At 66.3% G+C, this 18,709-nt stretch carries 15 protein-coding genes and 1 tRNA gene; 14 read left to right on the forward strand and 2 right to left on the reverse strand.

Translation table 11 applies throughout. The features are described from left to right. Positions 1-87: 87 nt before the first annotated feature. From eno to FB461_RS01475, 6 genes are all read left to right on the forward strand, one after another. Positions 88-1,368: a phosphopyruvate hydratase gene (gene eno / locus FB461_RS01450; protein ID WP_142118278.1), complete on the forward strand. Its 1,281-nt coding sequence runs from the start codon at positions 88-90 to the stop codon at positions 1,366-1,368. Positions 1,369-1,640: 272 nt separating this feature from the next. Beyond that, on the forward strand, positions 1,641-2,111 hold the full coding sequence (locus FB461_RS01455) for an FtsB family cell division protein (protein ID WP_142118280.1): 471 nt from the start codon (positions 1,641-1,643) through the stop codon (positions 2,109-2,111). Positions 2,112-2,190: 79 nt separating this feature from the next. Continuing rightward, entirely contained in the window at positions 2,191-2,742 is a 552-nt protein-coding gene (locus FB461_RS01460; protein ID WP_142120641.1) for a DUF501 domain-containing protein, read from the forward strand. A 5-nt stretch (positions 2,743-2,747) separates the two neighbouring features. Continuing rightward, positions 2,748-3,722 carry a Ppx/GppA phosphatase family protein gene (locus FB461_RS01465; RefSeq protein WP_142118282.1) on the forward strand — a complete coding sequence of 325 codons (975 nt, stop codon included), beginning with the start codon at positions 2,748-2,750 and terminating at the stop codon, positions 3,720-3,722. A gap of 113 nt (positions 3,723-3,835) precedes the next feature. Beyond that, a complete protein-coding gene (locus tag FB461_RS01470) occupies positions 3,836-5,224 on the forward strand; it encodes an NAD(P)/FAD-dependent oxidoreductase (protein ID WP_142118285.1) in 1,389 nt (462 codons plus the stop codon). A 6-nt stretch (positions 5,225-5,230) separates the two neighbouring features. Further along, positions 5,231-5,307 (forward strand) — tRNA-Leu (locus FB461_RS01475). A 74-nt stretch (positions 5,308-5,381) separates the two neighbouring features. On the opposite strand, the gene FB461_RS01480 is transcribed toward FB461_RS01475, so the two are convergent. Further along, a complete protein-coding gene (locus FB461_RS01480; RefSeq protein WP_142118287.1) occupies positions 5,382-7,301 on the reverse strand; it encodes a heavy metal translocating P-type ATPase in 1,920 nt (639 codons plus the stop codon). Between the two features lie 239 nt (positions 7,302-7,540). Between FB461_RS01480 and FB461_RS01485 the strand changes: the two genes are divergently transcribed. Continuing rightward, positions 7,541-8,413, forward strand: coding sequence for a DsbA family protein (locus FB461_RS01485; RefSeq protein WP_142118289.1), 873 nt, complete (start codon positions 7,541-7,543; stop codon positions 8,411-8,413). Next, the gene (locus tag FB461_RS01490; protein WP_142118291.1) at positions 8,413-9,255 is read left to right on the forward strand and encodes a cytochrome c biogenesis CcdA family protein; all 843 of its coding nucleotides are present in this window, start codon (positions 8,413-8,415) and stop codon (positions 9,253-9,255) included. The genes FB461_RS01485 and FB461_RS01490 overlap by 1 nt, the downstream gene beginning before the upstream one ends. Before the next feature lie 292 nt (positions 9,256-9,547). On the opposite strand, the gene FB461_RS01495 is transcribed toward FB461_RS01490, so the two are convergent. After that, positions 9,548-10,654 carry a ferredoxin reductase domain-containing protein gene (locus FB461_RS01495; RefSeq protein ID WP_170222544.1) on the reverse strand — a complete coding sequence of 369 codons (1,107 nt, stop codon included), beginning with the start codon at positions 10,652-10,654 and terminating at the stop codon, positions 9,548-9,550. Between the two features lie 116 nt (positions 10,655-10,770). Here FB461_RS01495 and FB461_RS01500 point away from each other — a divergent pair, with 116 nt between their 5' ends. The 6 genes from FB461_RS01500 to FB461_RS01525 all read left to right on the forward strand — a co-directional run bounded on the left by FB461_RS01500 (position 10,771) and on the right by FB461_RS01525 (position 18,682). Beyond that, the gene (locus FB461_RS01500) at positions 10,771-11,571 is read left to right on the forward strand and encodes a Bax inhibitor-1/YccA family protein (protein WP_142118295.1); all 801 of its coding nucleotides are present in this window, start codon (positions 10,771-10,773) and stop codon (positions 11,569-11,571) included. 51 nt (positions 11,572-11,622) lie between these two features. Next, complete coding sequence (locus FB461_RS01505; RefSeq protein WP_142118297.1) at positions 11,623-12,030, forward strand: FKBP-type peptidyl-prolyl cis-trans isomerase; 408 nt, start codon at positions 11,623-11,625, stop codon at positions 12,028-12,030. A 31-nt stretch (positions 12,031-12,061) separates the two neighbouring features. Continuing rightward, positions 12,062-12,817, forward strand: coding sequence for a LysR substrate-binding domain-containing protein (locus FB461_RS01510; protein WP_170222545.1), 756 nt, complete (start codon positions 12,062-12,064; stop codon positions 12,815-12,817). A gap of 473 nt (positions 12,818-13,290) precedes the next feature. After that, positions 13,291-16,032, forward strand: coding sequence for a DUF7507 domain-containing protein (locus tag FB461_RS01515; RefSeq protein WP_170222547.1), 2,742 nt, complete (start codon positions 13,291-13,293; stop codon positions 16,030-16,032). A gap of 77 nt (positions 16,033-16,109) precedes the next feature. Further along, positions 16,110-17,630, forward strand: coding sequence for a SpaH/EbpB family LPXTG-anchored major pilin (locus tag FB461_RS01520; protein ID WP_170222550.1), 1,521 nt, complete (start codon positions 16,110-16,112; stop codon positions 17,628-17,630). A 26-nt stretch (positions 17,631-17,656) separates the two neighbouring features. After that, positions 17,657-18,682: a class C sortase gene (locus FB461_RS01525; protein WP_246045953.1), complete on the forward strand. Its 1,026-nt coding sequence runs from the start codon at positions 17,657-17,659 to the stop codon at positions 18,680-18,682. Positions 18,683-18,709: the final 27 nt, after the last annotated feature.

The following is an 18,709-nucleotide window of genomic DNA, read 5'->3' on the forward strand; positions in this document are numbered from 1 at the left end:
TGGCGGGACCCCGGTCCCGCCTAGCACAGCCCCGAAGCGACTAGGCTTGGAACGTACGTGCAGACAAACACCTCAAAAGGAGCGAAAGTGGCAGAAATTGTAGCCGTAGGCGCGCGCGAGATTCTTGACTCCCGCGGCAACCCGACCGTCGAGGTCGAGGTCGCACTTGAAGACGGCAGCTACGCCCGCGCGGGCGTTCCCTCGGGCGCATCGACCGGCGCGTTCGAGGCCGTTGAGCGCCGCGATGGCGACGCGGGGCGTTACCTGGGCAAGGGTGTCGAGGGTGCGGTCTCCGCAGTGGAGGACGTCATCGCCCCCGAGATCATCGGGTTCGACGCCGAGGACCAGCGTCTCGTTGACGCCACCATGATCGAGCTCGATGGCACCCCGAACAAGGGCAAGCTTGGCGCCAACGCCATCCTGGGTGTCTCGCTCGCCGTGTCCAAAGCCGCCGCGAAGAGCGCCGGCCTCGACCTGTACCGCTACGTCGGCGGCCCGAACGCACACGTTCTGCCCGTTCCGATGATGAACATCCTCAACGGCGGTTCGCACGCCGACTCCAACGTTGACATCCAGGAGTTCATGGTCGCGCCGATCGGTGCGCCCACGTTCCGTGAAGGTCTGCGCTGGGGCGCCGAGGTGTACCACGCGCTCAAGTCGGTGCTGAAGTCCAAGGGCCTGGCGACGGGCCTGGGCGATGAGGGCGGCTTCGCCCCCAACCTGCCGAGCAACCGCGACGCGCTGGACGAGATCCTCGTCGCGATCGAGAAGGCCGGCTTTAAGCCGGGCGTTGACGTCGCGCTCGCTCTCGATGTCGCATCGACCGAGTTCTTCAAGGACGGCGCCTACCAGTTCGAGGGCCAGGCCCAGTCGACGGACTTCATGGTCAAGTACTACGAGCAGCTCATCACGGACTACCCGCTCGTGTCCATCGAGGACCCGCTGAGCGAGGACGAGTGGAGCGCCTGGTCGCAGCTCGTCGCCGAGGTTGGCGACCGCGTCCAGATCGTCGGCGACGACCTGTTCGTCACCAACCCGGAGCGCCTCGCCAAGGGCATTGAGTTGAAGGCGGCCAATTCGCTGCTCGTGAAGCTCAACCAGATCGGTACCCTCACCGAGACGCTCGACGCCGTGCAGCTCGCGCAGCGTGCCGGTTTCACCGCCATGACGTCGCACCGTTCCGGTGAGACCGAGGACACCACCATCGCGGATCTCGCCGTGGCGACGAACTCGGGTCAGATCAAGACGGGCGCGCCGGCTCGTGGCGAGCGCATCAACAAGTACAACCAGTTGCTGCGCATCGAAGAGGGTCTGGGCGAGGCTGCGGTTTACGCAGGCCGTAGCGCGTTCCCTCGCGCCAAGTTCTGAGCTAGAACTTAAGCCAGCGACACCCGCGTGGGGTCGTCCGCCGTCTGGCGGGCGGCCCCACGCGTCGTTGACGTGCCCTGCATTGACGTGCCCTGCATGGACGTGCCGTGCATGGACGTGCCCTGCCGCGGACACCGGTTACGGCTCCAGGACACCCGATATAGCGGGTGCCGAGCAACCACAACCGGTGGTCTCATGTGCCCGAGGGACGATGCGGCGAGCCGTGGGCGCGCCTCTGCGGGCTTTCCAGGGAACTTCGGCACAATGGCAGCATGACTGCCCGGATCCCCGTCGACCGCCCGCAGGGCGATCGCATGCGCTGGGTCGGGCCGGTATCCGTTCGAGTTATCGTGCTCGCGATCATCGCCCTCGGCGCCCTGGCTATCGTCGTGCCGACCATGATGCGATTCGTGGATCAGCGGGCGCAGACCCGGGCCATGGAGCAGCAACTCGCGGCGACCAAGGCCGAGAACGCCGATCTGCAGTCCGAGATCGATCGCTGGAAGGACAGCAAGTACGTCGCCGCGCAGGCGCGCGAGCGGCTCAGTTTCGGCTACCCGGGCGAGACCCGCTACAAGGTGATCGACCCCGCCACGGTCGTCGACGAGACCAACCCCAAGACGGGGCGGACTGTCGAACCGGGCGCCGTAACCTTCCCGATCGGTAAGGAGGATTCCTGGTACGGCACTTTGTGGGAATCCGTCGAGGTTGCGGGATCCACCGAGGCCGACACGGCACAATAGATGGGTGCCTCCCACTCTTAATGTCCCGCAGGGCGGGGACGAAGCCCCGCTCACGCTCACCGAACAGGCCGCCGAGCAGTTGCGCCGCCGCGGCGGATATGCACCCGACGGCTCCGCTGCCGAGGCAAGCGCCGAGGACCTCGCCGAGATCGAATGGCAGCTTGGACGAGCCCCCCGCGGCACTGCGGGCATTTCCGCGCGCTGCGTGTGTGGTCGGCCCTGGGTGGTCAAGACCGAGCCACGCCTGCCGGACGGGACGCCCTTCCCGACCCTGTACTACTTGACGCATCCGGCGATCACCGCCGCCGCCAGCACGCTCGAGGCGTCGGGAGTGATGAAGGACATGAGCGCCCGCCTCGAGACCGACCCGGAACTACGAGCCGCGTACGGCCGCGCCCATGAGGACTACCTCGCGGAGCGGGAGCGCCTCGGCTTCGTCGAGCAGATCCACGGCATCTCGGCCGGCGGCATGCCCACGCGCGTCAAGTGCCTGCACGTGCTCATCGCGCACTCGCTGTCCGCCGGGCCCGGCATCAACCCTCTCGGGGACGAGGCCATCGCGCTGGCCATCCGCGCCCGCCAGTTTGACCCGTCGGCGTGCCAGTGCATCGCCCGTCCCGTGGCAGGGTAGTGGTCATGGCTGAAAAAGTGGCTGAACAGATTACGCGCGTCGCCGCCATCGACTGCGGCACCAACTCGATCCGTCTGCTGATTGCCGACATCGACCGCGAGGCGGGTACGCTCACCGACCTGGAGCGGACGATGCACGTCGTCCGGCTGGGCCAGGGCGTCGACCGGACGGGGCGCCTAGACCCCGAGGCGCTGGCCAGGACGTTTGAGCGCTCGCGCGAGTACGCCGCCAAGATAGCCGAACTGGGCGCGACTCGGGTGCGTTTCGTGGCAACGTCGGCGACTCGGGACGCGAGCAACAGGGACGAGTTCTTCTCCGGCATCCGGGAGATCCTGGGTGTCACGCCGGAAGTGGTGTCCGGGGACGAAGAGGCGTACCTGTCGTTCCGCGGCGCGACGGGCGTGTTCGGCGGGCAGTTCCCCGCCCCGTATCTGGTCGTGGACCTCGGTGGCGGCTCGACGGAGCTCGTCCTCGGCACCGATCGCCCGCAGGCCGCGAAGTCGATGGACGTCGGCTGCGTGCGCATGACGGAGCGGCACCTGCGCTCTGACCCGCCAACGCCTGCCGAGATCGAGGCCGCCCGTGCCGACATTCGTCGGGCGCTGGACGAGGCAGCCGAAATCGTACCGCTGGGGCAGACGGCGACCCTGGTGGGCCTGGCGGGATCAATTACGACCGTGACGGCGCATGCGCTGGGACTGGCCGCCTACGATCGCGACCGCATCAACGGCGCGACCCTGTCGGTGGACGACGTGCTGGCGAGCGCCGCGGACTTGCTGGCCCGTGACCGCGCACAGCGCGCGGAATTGGGGTTCATGCACCCGGGGCGGATCGACGTGATCGGGGCCGGAGCGCTCGTCTGGTCAGAGGTTGTGGCGCGGGTGCGAGACGAAGTCGCTGCTCAGGGGAGAGAACTCGGGCCGATCCTCACGTCTGAGCACGACATTCTCGACGGCATCGCGTGGTCCCTGGTCGAATAGGGAACGAGACCTTCGTCCGTTGCGCGATAGGCCCACATTCTGAGCGATTTCGGTGGCACGCGGCGAAGGCGTAGTCTTGGAAGCATCAATCCGTTCCATCCCAGGAGACAAGTGTGCCTAGTGCGTCGGTGACCGCTAAGTCGGGTGCCCCTCGAATTCTCGTTCTCGGCGGTGGATCCGTCGGCCTGTACTCCGCGCGCCGGCTGCGCCGCCGCCTCGGTTCGCGCGCGCGCATCACCGTCGTGGACGCGCTGCCGTACATGACCTACGCGCCGTTCCTCCCCGAGGTCGGCTCGGGTGCGATCGGTGGGCGCGATGTGGTTGCTCCGTTCCTGCGCGCGCTACGCGGCATCGAGACGGTTCAGGCCAAAGTCACCGGAATCGACCACGCGGGACGCAAGGTGACCGTCAGCCCGAATGTGGGCCCCGACTTCGACATCGAGTACGACGAACTCGTCATCGGCCTCGGCTCGATCGCCCGCACCCTGCCTATTCCCGGCCTGGCCGAGGAAGCAATCGGCTTCAAGCACGTCGAAGAGGCGCTCTACCTGCGCAACAAGATCCTCGACCGCGTGCTCATCGCCGCCCACACCGAGGACGAGGCGCTCCGTAAGCGCCTGCTGACGTTCACCTTCATCGGTGGCGGCTTTGCCGGCATCGAAGCGGTCGCCGAGGCCGAGGACATGGCCCGCGCCGCCGTCAAGAAGATTCCCTCCCTGTCGCAGGACGACCTCAAGTTCGTCGTCATCGAGGGCGCCGACCGTATCCTGCCCGAACTGCCGCTCGAGATGGCGCAGTACGGCCTGGCGAACCTGCGTCGCCGGGGCATCGACGTGCACCTTTCCACCTTCCTGAGCTCGTGCGTCGACGGCCATGTCGTCACCTCGACCGGTGTCGAGTTCGACTCGGACACGATCGTGTGGACCGCCGGTGTGCGTGCCAACCCGGTCATCGGCGAGTCGGATCTGCCGACGGACAAGCTCGGCCGCCTGACCGTCTCCGCGACGCTGCAGGTCATCGACTACGAGGGCAACGTGGTCCCCGGCGCGTGGGGTGCAGGCGACTGCGCCGCCGTGCCGGACCTGTACAACGAGGGCAAGTTCTGCCCGCCGAACGCTCAGCACGCCATCCGCGAGGCCAAGGTGCTGGCCGACAACCTGGTTGCCAACCTGGCTGGCCGCGGCGTGAGCCAGTACAAGCACAAGAACCTCGGCACCGTCGCGTCGCTCGGCCTGCACAAGGGCGTCGCCGTACTGTTCGGCGTCGTGAAGCTGAAGGGCTGGCCGGCCTGGTTCGCGCACCGCGCGTACCACGTCATGGCGATGCCGACCCCGAGCCGCAAGACCCGCATCATCTTCGGCTGGCTGTCGGCAACGTTCCTGCGTCGTGAGCTCGGCCCGCTCGGTGCGACGGCCGACCCGCGCGCATCGTTCCGCGTCGCTTCGGCCCCGCCGAAGCCGAGGGAAGAGGCTAAGAAGGACGAGCCTGCCAAGTCCGCTTAAAGGGCCGCCCCCATAGCCCAATTGGCAGAGGCAGCCGACTTAAAATCGGCACAGTGTGGGTTCGAGTCCCACTGGGGGCACCAACCTGCAAGGCTGCGAAAGCATCGCAATGGCCCGGATCCACGATGTGGGTCCGGGCCATTGGCGTGCCGGGGTGCTACTTGGTGTGTGCCACGACTCGCGTCATAGTGGTGCGGCCGGGCACGAGTGCGGGTTTGCGTTCGGAGCGGGGGCCGATGGCCCGCAGGGCTCCTAGGATGGCGACGAGATCGACCACCTCTTGCAGCCATGCGCCAGCGATGGCCGGAAGGAACCCGGCGGCGGCCACCAACATGAGGGCCACGCTAATCGCGATGCCAAGCCAGATGCTCTGCAGGGCGATGCGCACGGTGTCCTTGCCGATCCGCACGGCCTGGGGGACGCCCGCCAGGGTGTCGAACCGGTTGACAATATCTGCCGATTCGCTGGCGGCAGTCGCGCCGCGCGCACCCATCGCGAGGCCGATGTCCGCGGCCGCGAGCACCGGGGCATCGTTGAGCCCGTCGCCAACCATCATCAGGGGTCGCGGTTGCACATCCGTGACGACGTGGACTTTATCGGCCGGGCGGCAGTCCGCATGCACCTCATCGATCCCGACCTCACGGGCAACGATGTGGGCAGTGGCGGCCACATCGCCCGTGACCATGAGGGTTCGAGTGACGCCAAGTTCGTGCAGGTCGCGCATGACTTCGCTGGCTTCGGGCCGCGTTTGGTCGCGCATGACGAGCGCGCCTGCTGGCGCATCATCCACCGTCACATAAATCGCCAATTCGCCAGGCGCCACTTCAACGCGTTCCAGCGTGGGCGCGAATTGACGCAACCACGACGGTTTACCGACCCGCACGGTCACCTCGGTTCGTCCCGGCACGGCAGCAAACGTTGCAGTGACCCCATTGGCGGGCAGTTCTTCGGCCCCGGTGGATTCGAGCAGGGCGCGGCCGTGGGCCCGGCCTGCGGCCACAACGGCTCCGGCCAAGACGTGCGACGAGTAGGCCTCGGCCGATGCGGCATATTGAAGCACTTCATCGTCATTGAAACCGGGTGCGGGAATCACGCGTTCCAAGCTGGGATGCCCGGTCGTGATCGTGCCGGTCTTGTCGAAGGCCACGGACCGGACCTGCGAGAGTTGTTCGAGTGTCTGCCCGCTATTCACGATCAGACCGTGCCGTGCGGCGCGGCTCATACCACCCAGGAAGGCGACAGGCGCGGCGATCAGTAGCGGGCAGGGGGTTGCCACGACCAGGACCTCGGCAAACCGGACGGAGTCCCCGCTGACCGCCCAGGCAATCGATGCAATCGCCAAGGACAGGATGGTGAATGGCACTGCGTACCGGTCAGCGAGCCGCACCACCTTCGACTTGCTGCCCGCGGCCTGTTCGACCAGCCGCACGATCTGCTGGTATTCGCTCTGGTCGGCGGTTGCCACAGCGCGCATGCGAATTGCCGTGGAACCGTTGACGGCGCCGCTGGACACGTGTTCACCCGCGGCACGATCCACGGGCAGGCTCTCCCCGGTAAGCGACGACTCGTCAAACATTGCCGATTCGGTCAGCAGGACCGCATCGACGGGAACCACCGAACCGGGGCGCACCAGCAGGATGTCGCCGACGACAACCTCATCAACGGGAACCTCGCGTGCGCCATCTTCTAAGTCACTGCCCGACACGAGAAGCGCCGTTTGTGGCGCTTGGCGCAGTAGCGCCGTCAGTTCCTGGGTGGACCGGTTCGATGCGTAGTCCTCCAGCGCCGTCCCGCCTGTGAGCATGAGCACGACGATCAGCGCAGCCCAGGGTTCACCCACCAGAACGGCGGCCGTGATCGCCATGACTGCCAAAATGTCCAGACCCGCATGCCCCTTGATGAGTTGGCGGATCATCGAGACTGCCTCAACAGCGGCGATCAGGAGGCTGTAGCCCCCGACCAGCCACGCAGTCAAGTGTCCGGCGGGCGTCGCGGACAGCACAAGGCCGGCGATCGCCACGACGAGCGTGGCAAACACTTGCGGGTAGACGCGGATCGCGCTGACTAACCTTGCCATAGTGTCAGCCTTGCAAATTTGCTCAGCAAATGCACCGCAGGAAAGCCTATCCTCACTGCAATTCCAGGCATTTCGGGCATCCGGGCCGACCGCCTGCCAATGCGTCAAGCGGGCATCTGAGACGGCCCCAGACGCACATCGCGGCGGTCAAATTGACGCCCGCACGATCCGTCTCATACCCCGTCTCACGGTTCGATCACATCCGCGCCACGTAATACTCGACCTATAACGTAGGGATTGTGCTCCACGATGATCGCCCCGCCGCGCAGTCAGACAACCAGCCTGCCGGCGCTTCGCACCCGAACCCCGCGCAGCAGGCGGCCGCGCCGCCCCGGCGCGGCCGCTACCTGTTCATCACGGGCGTCGCCGTTGCCGTCTTCGCGGCCGTCGTCATCGCGGGCCAGTTGACGAACAACAACACCCAACAGCCCCCATCGGCGACCCCACCCGCGGCAGAAACGTCCGCCGCAGGCGGCGAGGGCACGACGGAGGACTCGTCCAATCAGAGCGTCGACCCCGAGGCGGATCAAGTCGCCCCGGCCACGGGCCAGGAGGGCATCGACCACGCCCGCCATGATCCGGACGACACTATGGCGATCGGCGACATCGACGCTCCCGTCACGGTCGTGGAGTGGACGGACCTGCGGTGCTCCTACTGCGCGGCGTTCATGAACGACACATTTGAGGCGCTCAAGACCCACTACATCGACACGGGCCTGGTCCGCTGGGAGTTCTACGACGTCGCATATTTCGGTGACGACTCCACTCAGGGCGCAATCGCGGCTCGCGCGGCGGCGCGGCAGAACTCGTTCGAGGATTTCCTCCGCACCGCCTACGCCGCGGCCCCCGAGCGCGGCCTGCCCGATCTTCCGCGCGACAAGCTGCTGCAGTTCGCCGCCGATGCGGGCGTGCCCGACCTGGATCTGTTCGAGCAGGACCTCGACAACCCCGACCTGATCCAGCAGGTCAAGGAAAGCACCTACTACGCGCGCGTCAACGCCGTGGCGGGCGTGCCGTTCTTCAACATCGACGGCACGGTGATTGGTGGCGCGCAGTCGCTCGAAACCTTCACGAAAGCCATCGATGAGAAGCTGGCCGCGGCGGGCCGCTGATGGACATCGGCATCATCGGGGCGCTCGCGGGCGGCCTGCTCACGCTGCTGAGCCCGTGTTCGGCGCTCCTGTTGCCCGCATTCTTCGCGTACGCGTTCACGAGTCCGGGACGGCTACTCGAACGCACGGGCATCTTCTACCTGGGGCTTATCACGACGCTCGTGCCGCTCGGGGTGCTCGCGGGAAGTGTAGGCGCCTATTTCGGCGAGCACCGCTCGGCCGTCATCGCGATCGCGGCGATCGCCGTCATCGTCTTCGGCGCACTCCAGGTGATCAATATCCCGCTGCCGGGCGGCCGCACGCTCGCCGGTGGGACGACGCCACTTGCCGTCTACGCGCTCGGGGTCGTGTACGGCATCGCTTCGGTGTGCGCCGGACCGATCCTGGGGACTGTACTGGCGGTTGCCGTGGCATCGGCTAGCGCGCTGTACGGCGGGATCGTCCTGCTTTCGTTCGCGGCCGGGATGGTCATTCCGCTGCTGTTGCTCGCGCTTTTGTGGACGAGGCTTCCGTCGCTCCAAAGGCTCGTCCGCCCCCGCGGATTCTCGCTCTCGCTCGGGCCGGTCACCTGGACCAATACGTGGACGCAGCTCGCTGGGGGAGTCTTCACGATCGCGCTGGGAGTCCTGCTGCTGGTGACTGAGGGGACCGCATTGCTGCCGTCGCCCCTCACCTCGGGGCAGCACGTCCGACTCGAATCGGCGGTGCTCGACGCGACCTCAGCGGTGCCGAACTCGCTCGTTATCGCCGTGGCACTGGTGCTTCTCGCCGCCGGCATCGCGGGCCGCATCGCCTGGTCGCGGCGCATTCGGTCGGGATCGCGGGCGACAGCTTCCGACTGAGGGGCGACGCCACGGCGCGGCAACGCGCACGACAGAACCCGACTGATGGGTCGGCGCGCGGCGCGCACCCCACCGCGCGCACCGCGCCTGTCGCGACCGCGCCTGTCGCGACCGCGCTGGCCCGCCTTCACTTATCGTTTGCGGGCTTTCTGTGCGCCTGGGGCTTTCACAAGCGAGCAAACGACGGGGGAACCCGCAAACGATGGCCGGGCACTCGATTGCGGCCGGGCACGGAATTACGGCCGGGCACTCGATTGCGGCCGGGCACTGAAAAATGGCCGGACACAAAAAGTCAGGCGAACACGTCGAGGGCCAGGCGGCCGGATTCTCGCCAGCCTTCCACCTGAGCCACCGCCTCACCCGCGCTGATACCCAGTTCGTCTACGAGAACCTGGGCCAGGGCGCCGCCGATTGATTCGACCATCCCCGCGTTCCCGCAGGCGTAGATACGCGCACCCGCATCTAGCCAGTCCACGACATCCGGACCGAATTCCTGCAGGACCTCCTGCACGTACCGAGGACCGTCCTGGCGGGTGGACATTGCGACATCCACCCGCGACAGTGAACCCGACGCAAGGGCGGCGGAGAACTCGTCCTCGAATGCGCTGCGGCGCTCGCCACCGCCCTCGCCACCGCTCCCGCGCTCGCCATACACGAGCCAGGCTCGGCCCGGCGCCCCCGTCAGCCCGCGCTCGCGCAAGAACGCGCGGAAGGGCCCGTACCCCGTCCCGGTGGCGATGAGCAGCAGGTCGCTGCCGTCGTCCGGCAACCGGAACTGCGGATTGGGAATGGGGAAGATCGCGGCGTTCGCACCCACCGCGGTGGTGAGGAGGGACGAGGCAACCCCGGCGCGCATGCGCCCCTCGCGTTCGGTGGGATGGTGCCCCACGATCAGGTCTAGCCGTTCCTCCTCGCGCGGTGACGAGGCGAGCGAGAACGCGCGAGGGGCTGCGGGGCGGAGCGTGGCAAGTATCGCGTCGGCCTGCGCGGGGGCATCGGGAATCGACGCAATGACATCGAGCGCATCGGGCACCGGCGGCGCCGCCGAATGCGGTCCGGGTGCGGGCGCGAGTCCCGCGAGGCGGAGCAGTTTCATCGAGGGGATGGACAGTTCGCGCGTCGAAAGCCACGCGCCGACAGGCTGATCACCTGTGGCCCGCGCGGGGGAGCCGGGGACGAGTCCAAGCGCGGCTACAACCCCCTCCACCTGGCCCGCGAGCGCGGGCGGGATAACGCCCACCGTGTCGCCGGGCTCGATGCCGAGTGCGGCAGCATCCGCTGCCAGGGAGACCAGCCAGGTCTCGTGCCCGGGCGCGGCGCGTGCGACGAGTTCGGCAGCTGCGATCCGCACCTGTTGGGGGTTGCGGGCGGAGATGGCAGGCAGCGGGGAGGTGTCCATGTACCTCATCGTCCCATTGCGCCAATTCCCAGCCCAAACGACTACAATCGTTTGGACCGGTCGCCCTCGACGCGACTGCCACGGCCGCATCAAACGACCACTTTGGAGTCCCACCGATGTCCAATCCCGTTTTCTCAAGCCCTGCCTACAGTTCCGCTACGCAGGTCCAGCACTTTCCGGACCAGTCCACGGCTACCCCGACGGGCGACCCGTCGACGCTGCAGTCGATGTACAACGCCCCCTCGGCGACGCCGCTCGACACGAACCGCATGACGTATGACGACGTCATCATGAAGACGGCGGGCCTCCTGGTGCTGCTTCTTGCAACCGGCGTCGTGTCCTGGTCTCTCGTGGATTCCGTGCCCGGCCTGTGGCTCGGCGGACTGGTCGTGGGACTCGTGCTCGGCCTCGTCAACGCGTTCAAGCGCAACCCGAGCCCCGTGCTCATCGCCTTGTATGCCGCGGCCGAGGGCCTGTTCCTCGGCGGCATCTCCGCCTCCTTCAATGTCGTGTACGACGGCATTGTGCTGCAGGCGGTGCTTGCCACCCTCGCAACGTTCACCGCGTCGCTGCTGTTGTTCACGTCGGGTGCTGTGCGGGTGACGCCAAAGTTCAACCGGTTCCTGCTGGTCGCGATCGCCGGGTATGCGCTGTTCTCGCTGGCCAACCTCATCCTGGTGTGGACCGGCGTCCTGGACGGCTGGGGAATGCGCGGGGGCCAGTGGGGCATCATCATCGGCATCGTGGCCGTCGTACTCGCCGCAATGTCCCTGATCAGCGACTTCGACTCGATCAAGCGCGGCGTACAGGCCGGCGCGCCGCGGAAGTTCGCGTGGGCGGCGGCGTTTGGGCTCGTGGTCACCCTCGTATGGCTCTACCTCGAGTTCCTGCGCCTGCTGGCCATCTTGCGGAACTGACGTAGTCCCTGCCGACACGGCCAACCCATCCACCACGATCTGGAGCATCCATTGAGCGTTCAACTTCCCGAGGTAACCGGCGAATTCGGCATCGAGCCGACGCTGTCCTTCCCGACCGATTCTGCCCCTGACGGCCTGCAGGTTTCCATCCTCTCGGAGGGCGACGGCGAAATCGTCGCCGTCGGTGACGCGATCGACGTGAACTATCACGGGCAGATCTGGGGCGGCGGCATCTTCGACTCGTCCTTCCGGCGCGGGCAGTCGATCGACTTCCCGATCGGCGTCGGCATGGTCATCAAGGGCTGGGACGAATCGCTCGTCGGTAAGAAGGTCGGTTCCCGCGTGCTCGTGTCGATTCCGCCGGAGTTCGGCTACGGCGCCCGCGGTGTTCCGCAGGCGGGCATCGGCGGCGACGACACCCTGGTCTTCGTCGTCGACCTGCTCGGCATCAAGCGCTGAGTTGGCGTTCAACCTCGCGTATGTGCCGGGCGTGAGCCCTGGCAAGTGGCAGCGGGTGTGGCGGGAACGATTCCCCGCCACCCCGCTGTTCGCGTCTCTGGCATCCCAGGACGAGTCCTTCGCTGGTCTTCGGTCCGGTGAGTTCGCAGCTGCGCTCGTGCGCATGCCCATACCCGGCACCGGGGAGTGGCACAGGATCCCCTTGTATGAGGAGGTGAGCGTCGTCGTCGTGCCCGTCGAGCACGAGTTGACGTTGCTCGCTGAGTGCACCCCTGAGGACCTCGCTGGCGAGATCGTGCTCGATCCGCCCGGCACGGGACTGATCTGGGATGAGGGCGATTCTGCAATGCCCGGCAGGCGCTCGACCGAGGAGCCGCCGAGCGTCAAGGAGGCGATCGAGTGGTGCGCGGCGAGTGCCGGCCAGGTGATAGTCCCGATGTCCCTCGCTCGCCTGCACCACCGCAAGGACGTCACCTATGTTCCGCTCGCGGGCGTTCCCACCTCGAGGATCGCCCTGACCTGGGTGCGGTGGCTCGACGACCCGCTGATCGAGGAACTGGCCGGCATCGTGCGCGGCCGCGGCGCGAACAGTTCCCGCGGGGAATCGCCGCAGCCCGTGCCTGGGCCGGTTGCCGCAGAGAGGTCACGGACCGTCGCCGCACGTGCCCCGCGCAAGGCGCAATCGTCCGGAAAGCCGACCCCCCGGGAGACGCAGCGCAAAGGCGAAGGTTCCCCTCGTCCTGGCGGCAAGTCCAACAACGGCAAGGGTCGAGGACGACGGCGCTGATCTCCGGGTCTGTAGGTATGCAGACGGAGCCGCCTCATCACCGAGTGCGATTTTTCCCCCTAACGTGAAGATTGTCTCGCTAGAAACTGCCGGACTTGGGTGAAAACCCCTACCCGGTAATGCGAAATCACCCGTACCCTGATGGGAATCCCCCATGAGACAGGTGAATTTTGCTTGCCAGATCCACATTGACGGCCCGACTCTCGCTCTTTCGTGTGCGTGTTGCTGCGCTCGTAATGGCGGTAGTGATTCTGGGCTCAATGCTGACCCTCGGCGTTGTCGTTTCCTCTACCCCGGCATTCGCCGGTACGCCGCTCCTCTCCGAGAGCTTCAGTGGTTCATCGGTGAGTGATCCTGCTGTTCTCCGACTCGGGGACGCGTGCCTCACGGGTGCGGCGAACGGGTCCACGCCGCCAGGCGGAGGATCGAGCCTCAGTCATTGTGGAGCGCATCAAAGCGGTCCTGTTCCAACGATGGGAACGACCCCGGGCTGGTTGCAGCTGACCGACACGGGCAGCAATCGCACCGGAGGAATTCTCTACAATCAGGCACTTCCGGCCACCGGTGGCCTGATCGTCACCTTCGATCAGGCGCAGTACGGCGGGAACGGCGCGGACGGCATCAGTTTCTTCCTGTCCGACGGTGCATACCAGCTCACGGACACGGGTGCCCCGGGTGGGTCGCTCGGATACGCGTCGAGAGACAACGAGCCGGGCGTCGAGCACGGATTCCTGGGGCTCGGACTCGACGCCTGGGGAAACTACCCGCGTAACAACGAAAACCGTGGCCGAGGCTGCACATCGCCCCAGAACCCCGGGTTCTCCGCCGGTAACCAAGACAACTATCGGCCCAATGTTTCATTGCGTGGTCCAGGCCGGGTGGCGACATCGGGCGCGTTGGCCGGCCAATGGGTCGAGGGGTACTGCCTCTGGGCCTCGACGTCCGTCAATGGCCAAACTGCGAATCAGAACTGGTGGGACCATCGGAGTTGGGGCATTCGCGACACAGGCTCCAACCCGGTAACGGCGGTCCGGAGGGTGAAGATCACGATCACGCCCGCCAATTCGAACGGATTTACCACCATTACCGTTGAAATTGACCCGGATGGGAGTGGACCCCAGGGCTTCGTGACGATGCTGACGTACACGACCGACGTCGAGATCCCAGCGACCTACAAGTTCGGCTTCTCGTCTTCCACGGGCGGCAGCAACGACGTTCACCTCATCCGCAACCTCGCTGTCGAAACTTACGACAACATTGACGGGCTGGGTCTCGTCAAGGCGCTCAACACGGCGTCTCCTCTCTATCGGACCACCTACCGGCAGGGCGACCTGGTGCCCTACAACTTCACACTGACAAATGGCGGAGTCGCCCTCTCGAACGTGCAGGTACACGATCCGAAGATCACCTCAATTAGTTGCCCTTCGACCACTCTCGCCGCAGCGGGGCAGCCCGGGTCCACGATGACCTGTACTGGCACCTACACGGTCACCGCCGCCGATGCAGCAACAGCAACCGCACCAGACTACGAGTTGAGCAATACGGCGAATGCGACGGGCGTATTCTCATCGACCACGGTCACATCCAACAATTCGACTGCGATAGCGAAACTCGAAGCTCCTGACCCAAAGATCCGCCTGACCAAGACGGCCGTATTCACCGATGGGAACGCGAACGGTGAGCCCAACATAGGTGAGACGATCTCGTATTCCTTCAGCGTCGAGAACACTGGCAACATCACGCTCGCGCCGGTGACCCTCGCTGATCCGCTGCTCGGCTGGACCGCGCAGGCCTGCGTCGCGTCCCTGGCCCCGGGAGCAACGGCGACTTGCTCGTCGACGGGCAGCCACTCCATCGTCGTCGGTGATCTGGCGGCCGGCCACGTGCAGAACACCGCGACAGCCAGAGGTGTGAGCCCTCATAACCCCTCGCTGACCGTCACCGATGACGACTCCGCCAACGTTCTCACTCCCGCTCGTCCCGAACTGACCGTCACGAAGGCCTACTCGATTTCCGGCGCCGACTCACTCGCGGATGAAGGCGAGACGGTCACGTTCACGTTCTCAGTGACGAACACGGGCAATGTTCCGCTGACGAACGTGACGATCACCGATCCGCTCGCCGGTCTCACACTCTCGCTCACCAACGCCCCCTGCGTATCGTCGCTCGCCGTCGGGGCAACCGCGTCGTGCGCGGCCACTGCGACATACACGGTCACGAGAGCCGATCTGCGCCGTCCGGGCATCCCGAACACGGCCTACGCCAACGCCACCTCGCCCGGGAGCATCCCGAACCCGACTCAGGCACAGCACTCCGTGACTGTTCCCGCCGGACCGGCGCGTGCGGGCATCACGCTCATCAAGATCGTGGACAACGGAACAACGGGTTCGACCGCGACACCCGCTGACTTCACCATCGGGGCAGAACCGCACTCAGATTTGATCGCGGCAGGACAGCCCATCATCTCGGGTACCGGCAACCCGGGGCAGACCGGTGGCGTGAGCAACGTCCCAGTGCGGCCGGGCAATTACTACCTCAAGGACTACGAGACCACCGACCTCCGTTCATATCCGGGTCCACCAGGCTATACCCCGGGTGCCTGGTCCTGCGTCGACCAGAACGACGATCCGGTGCTCGTCGACACCGGTCACTGGGATCGCATCTACCTCACCGGGACGATGGACGTCACCTGCTCAGTCACGAACACGGCCATCGCGGGCACGGCAACGTGGGACAAGGTCAACACGGACACCTCCCCGCAACTCCTCTCCGGATCCGTGTGGACATTGACCGGCCCCAGTTATCCCGGCGGAGTGCAGATCGCCGATTGCGACGCAACGCTCCCCGCGGTCTGTAGCGGGCTCGACGGCAACGCGACAGGCGGTCGCTTCTCGCTTTCCGGACTCGCGTGGGGCACGTACACCCTCGTCGAATACGCCGCGCCACTAGGCCACCTCATCGACACCACGCCGCACACGTTCACCGTCACGGGGAGCACAAATACTTCCTGCGTCGCCACGGGGCACACCTGCATCGCCCTCGGGCAGTTTGCCAATGCCCGCACGGACGCACTCACTCTCCCGCTCACCGGCGGGTTCGGTGCCGACTGGCTACTGGCTGGCGGTGCGTTGCTAGTTGCCCTCGCGCTTGCCATGAGTATCGTCCGGCGACGACGAGGCTCGCGCGGCACTCCCCAGACGGGCATGACCTCATGACCGCACACACCGCTTCGAGCGGATCTACTGCTCGACCCCACAGCGCTTTCACCTGGCGCACTACGAAAGGATCAACCATGAATATCGCGACGAAACGCAGATGGCAGCGCATCGCTGCGGCTGTAACTGCCGCGTTGCTCGCGACCGCGGGCGCGCTCGCGGCTGCGCAGCCGGCGGGAGCTGCGACCCCGGTGGACATTGACACCGCCCGCAACGGCAACTCGTCCATCATCGTGCACAAGCACGCGCAGCCCGCCACACCTGGCGCCCCGGCCTCCGGCGAGGCTCAGACCGTCACCGCGCCGGCGCTGGAGGATGTCGAATTCTCCGTCTGGAAGCTCAATGGCATCGACCTGACCACCCCGGCAGGCTGGGCCACGTTCCAGCAGGTTCAGGCTCAGATCGGTAGCCTCGCGGTCAACGGTTCGATCACGGCACCGACTTCGGTGACCGTCGGGACGGCTGGCACGTTCACCGTGACGCAGTCCGGCTCGACGCAGGAGACGAACGCCAGCGGACAGGCGAGCTTCACCGGACTCGACCTCGGTATTTACCTGGTGCTCGAGGGCGCTGACAACGGCGGCAACGGCATCGTGACGCCGCACAAGCCGTTCCTCGTCTCTGTTCCGACCGCAAAGGCGAGCGACAGCAGCTGGCTCTACGACGTGCACGTGTACCCCAAGAACGCGGTCACCGGCGTCAGCAAGTCCTCCAATCTCGGCACTAGTGGTGCACTTGCCGCTGCCGGTGACGTCGTCGAGTGGACCATTACGGCGGACGTCCCCTACCTGACAACGGATCCGCTGTCCGTATTCCGCCTCATCGACACCCCCGGGGCCGGTCAGACGTATCTGTCAACCGAGTCGGTCACGGTCACGAGCGCAGCCGCTGCGAACGTCCCTGTCACGTCGGGGACCGACTACAACGTGACCGGCACCGGTCCTGTCCAGCTCGACTTCACCGGCGCAGGCCGCACGGTGCTGACGAGTAGCGCGCAGGGTGGAACGGTCACCTGGGTTGTCCGCACGCGCGTCACCGCCATCCCGTCGAACGGCGTCATCTCGAACAATGTCGCGCTCTACGTGAACGACACCAGCACGGAGGTCTCCAATGACGCCGAGAACGCAACCTTCGGCCAGCTGCGCATCTTCAAGTACGCCAATAGCAACGGCTCGCCCATCGGTCTGCGCAATGCTGTCTTCCACCTGTTCCGCGATTCCGGCCTGACCGACCGGGTGAGCATCGCTGGCACCCCGTGGGTCGGCACGAGCGGCCCGGACGGCAGCATCACCATCGACGCGCTCAAGCCGGGTACCTACTACCTGAGCGAGATCACGGCCCCCAATGGGTACGTGCCGATCACCGCCCCGATCGCTGTCACAGTGGTCAACGGACAGACGGCAACGATCGGAGACCGGACCGTTGCCGTGAACAACTACCTGCCCGTGGAGAACACGCAGCGTTCGGGCTGGAACCTGCCGCTCACCGGCGGTTCGGGAACCGCGCTGCTGATTCTGATCGGCACCGGGCTCGTGCTCGTCGCCGGTGGCGCGGCGCTCGTCAACAATCGCCGCAGGAGCAAGTCGGCGGCCGCCTGAGCTACTGCCCAAGTAGTGTGCAATAGGTGAGCAACACGCATGGGGATGCTGCGGGTGCGGGAGCCGGACGGGCTCCCGCACCCCCAGCCGAAACCGCACCGCTGGCCGCGGCGCCGGGGGAATCGTCCCAAAGTCGACGCGCCGCTGGCACACGCGAACGCCGCTGGCGGCTACCCAAGTCCGCGCTATTCATCGCCCTCGTGTGCCTCACGGGCGTGACGCTTCTCCTCTATCCCTCGGCCGCGGCCTGGCTGGCGCAATACAACCAGTCGAGGGCGATCGATACCTACAACAATTCCCTGCGCGAGATCGGACCTCAGCAGCGCGATGAGGCGCTGGAGGAGGCCACGGCCTACAACGCGGACCTGGTGGCCGGACGGGCCGTAGTCGGTGCGGGGAGCCGGATCCCGACGTCAGATGGGGCGGACTCCGGCGGCTGGGACTACGAAACCCTCCTGCGGGCGGACAACGACGGGCTCATGGCGCGGATCAAGATCCCGGCAATCGATGTCGACCTTCCCATCTACCACGGTACGGACGACGAGACGCTGTTGCACGGGGTCGGGCACCTGGAGGGTACGGCACTGCCGGTGGGCGGCGATTCAACGCACGCGGTCCTGACGGCACACCGCGGGCTTGCCTCGGCCACGCTCTTCACCAACCTCGACAGGGTGAATGTCGGCGACCGCTTCGTGATCGAGGTATTCGCCGAGGTGCTGACCTACGAGGTCGTGGAGACGCAGGTGGTCGAGCCAGAGGACACTCAGACGCTGCAACCGCAGGCCGGGCGCGACCTCGTCACCCTTGTGACGTGCACCCCGGTCGGAATCAATAGCCACCGAATACTAGTGACCGGCGAGCGGGTGCATCCGACGCCGCCATCTGACCTCGCCGGAGCAGGTCACCCCTCTGACCTCCCACGATTCCCCTGGTGGGTGGCGATCGCCGGCGGCAGTCTGATCCTGGTCGGCCTGTACGTCTGGAGCGCAGGGCGCGTCCGCCGGACAGGCGAGCGCGATGGACCGGATGCCGAATCTGCGATCCCTGCATAGCCTGGACTCAGACGTGACACCGGGGGA

Origin of the sequence: Rarobacter faecitabidus, assembly GCF_006716265.1 — a bacterium.
Lineage (GTDB): Bacteria > Actinomycetota > Actinomycetes > Actinomycetales > Cellulomonadaceae > Rarobacter > Rarobacter faecitabidus.

Coding starts and splice junctions, on each gene's coding strand:
- FB461_RS01455 (WP_142118280.1), top strand. CDS start 1,641: ATGACTGCCCGGATCCCCGTCGACCGCCCGCAGGGCGATCGCATGCGC.
- FB461_RS01465 (WP_142118282.1), top strand. CDS start 2,748: ATGGCTGAAAAAGTGGCTGAACAGATTACGCGCGTCGCCGCCATCGAC.
- FB461_RS01480 (WP_142118287.1), bottom strand. CDS start 7,301: ATGGCAAGGTTAGTCAGCGCGATCCGCGTCTACCCGCAAGTGTTTGCC.
- FB461_RS01490 (WP_142118291.1), top strand. CDS start 8,413: ATGGACATCGGCATCATCGGGGCGCTCGCGGGCGGCCTGCTCACGCTG.
- FB461_RS01495 (WP_170222544.1), bottom strand. CDS start 10,654: ATGGACACCTCCCCGCTGCCTGCCATCTCCGCCCGCAACCCCCAACAG.
- FB461_RS01500 (WP_142118295.1), top strand. CDS start 10,771: ATGTCCAATCCCGTTTTCTCAAGCCCTGCCTACAGTTCCGCTACGCAG.
- FB461_RS01515 (WP_170222547.1), top strand. CDS start 13,291: ATGGGAACGACCCCGGGCTGGTTGCAGCTGACCGACACGGGCAGCAAT.
- FB461_RS01520 (WP_170222550.1), top strand. CDS start 16,110: ATGAATATCGCGACGAAACGCAGATGGCAGCGCATCGCTGCGGCTGTA.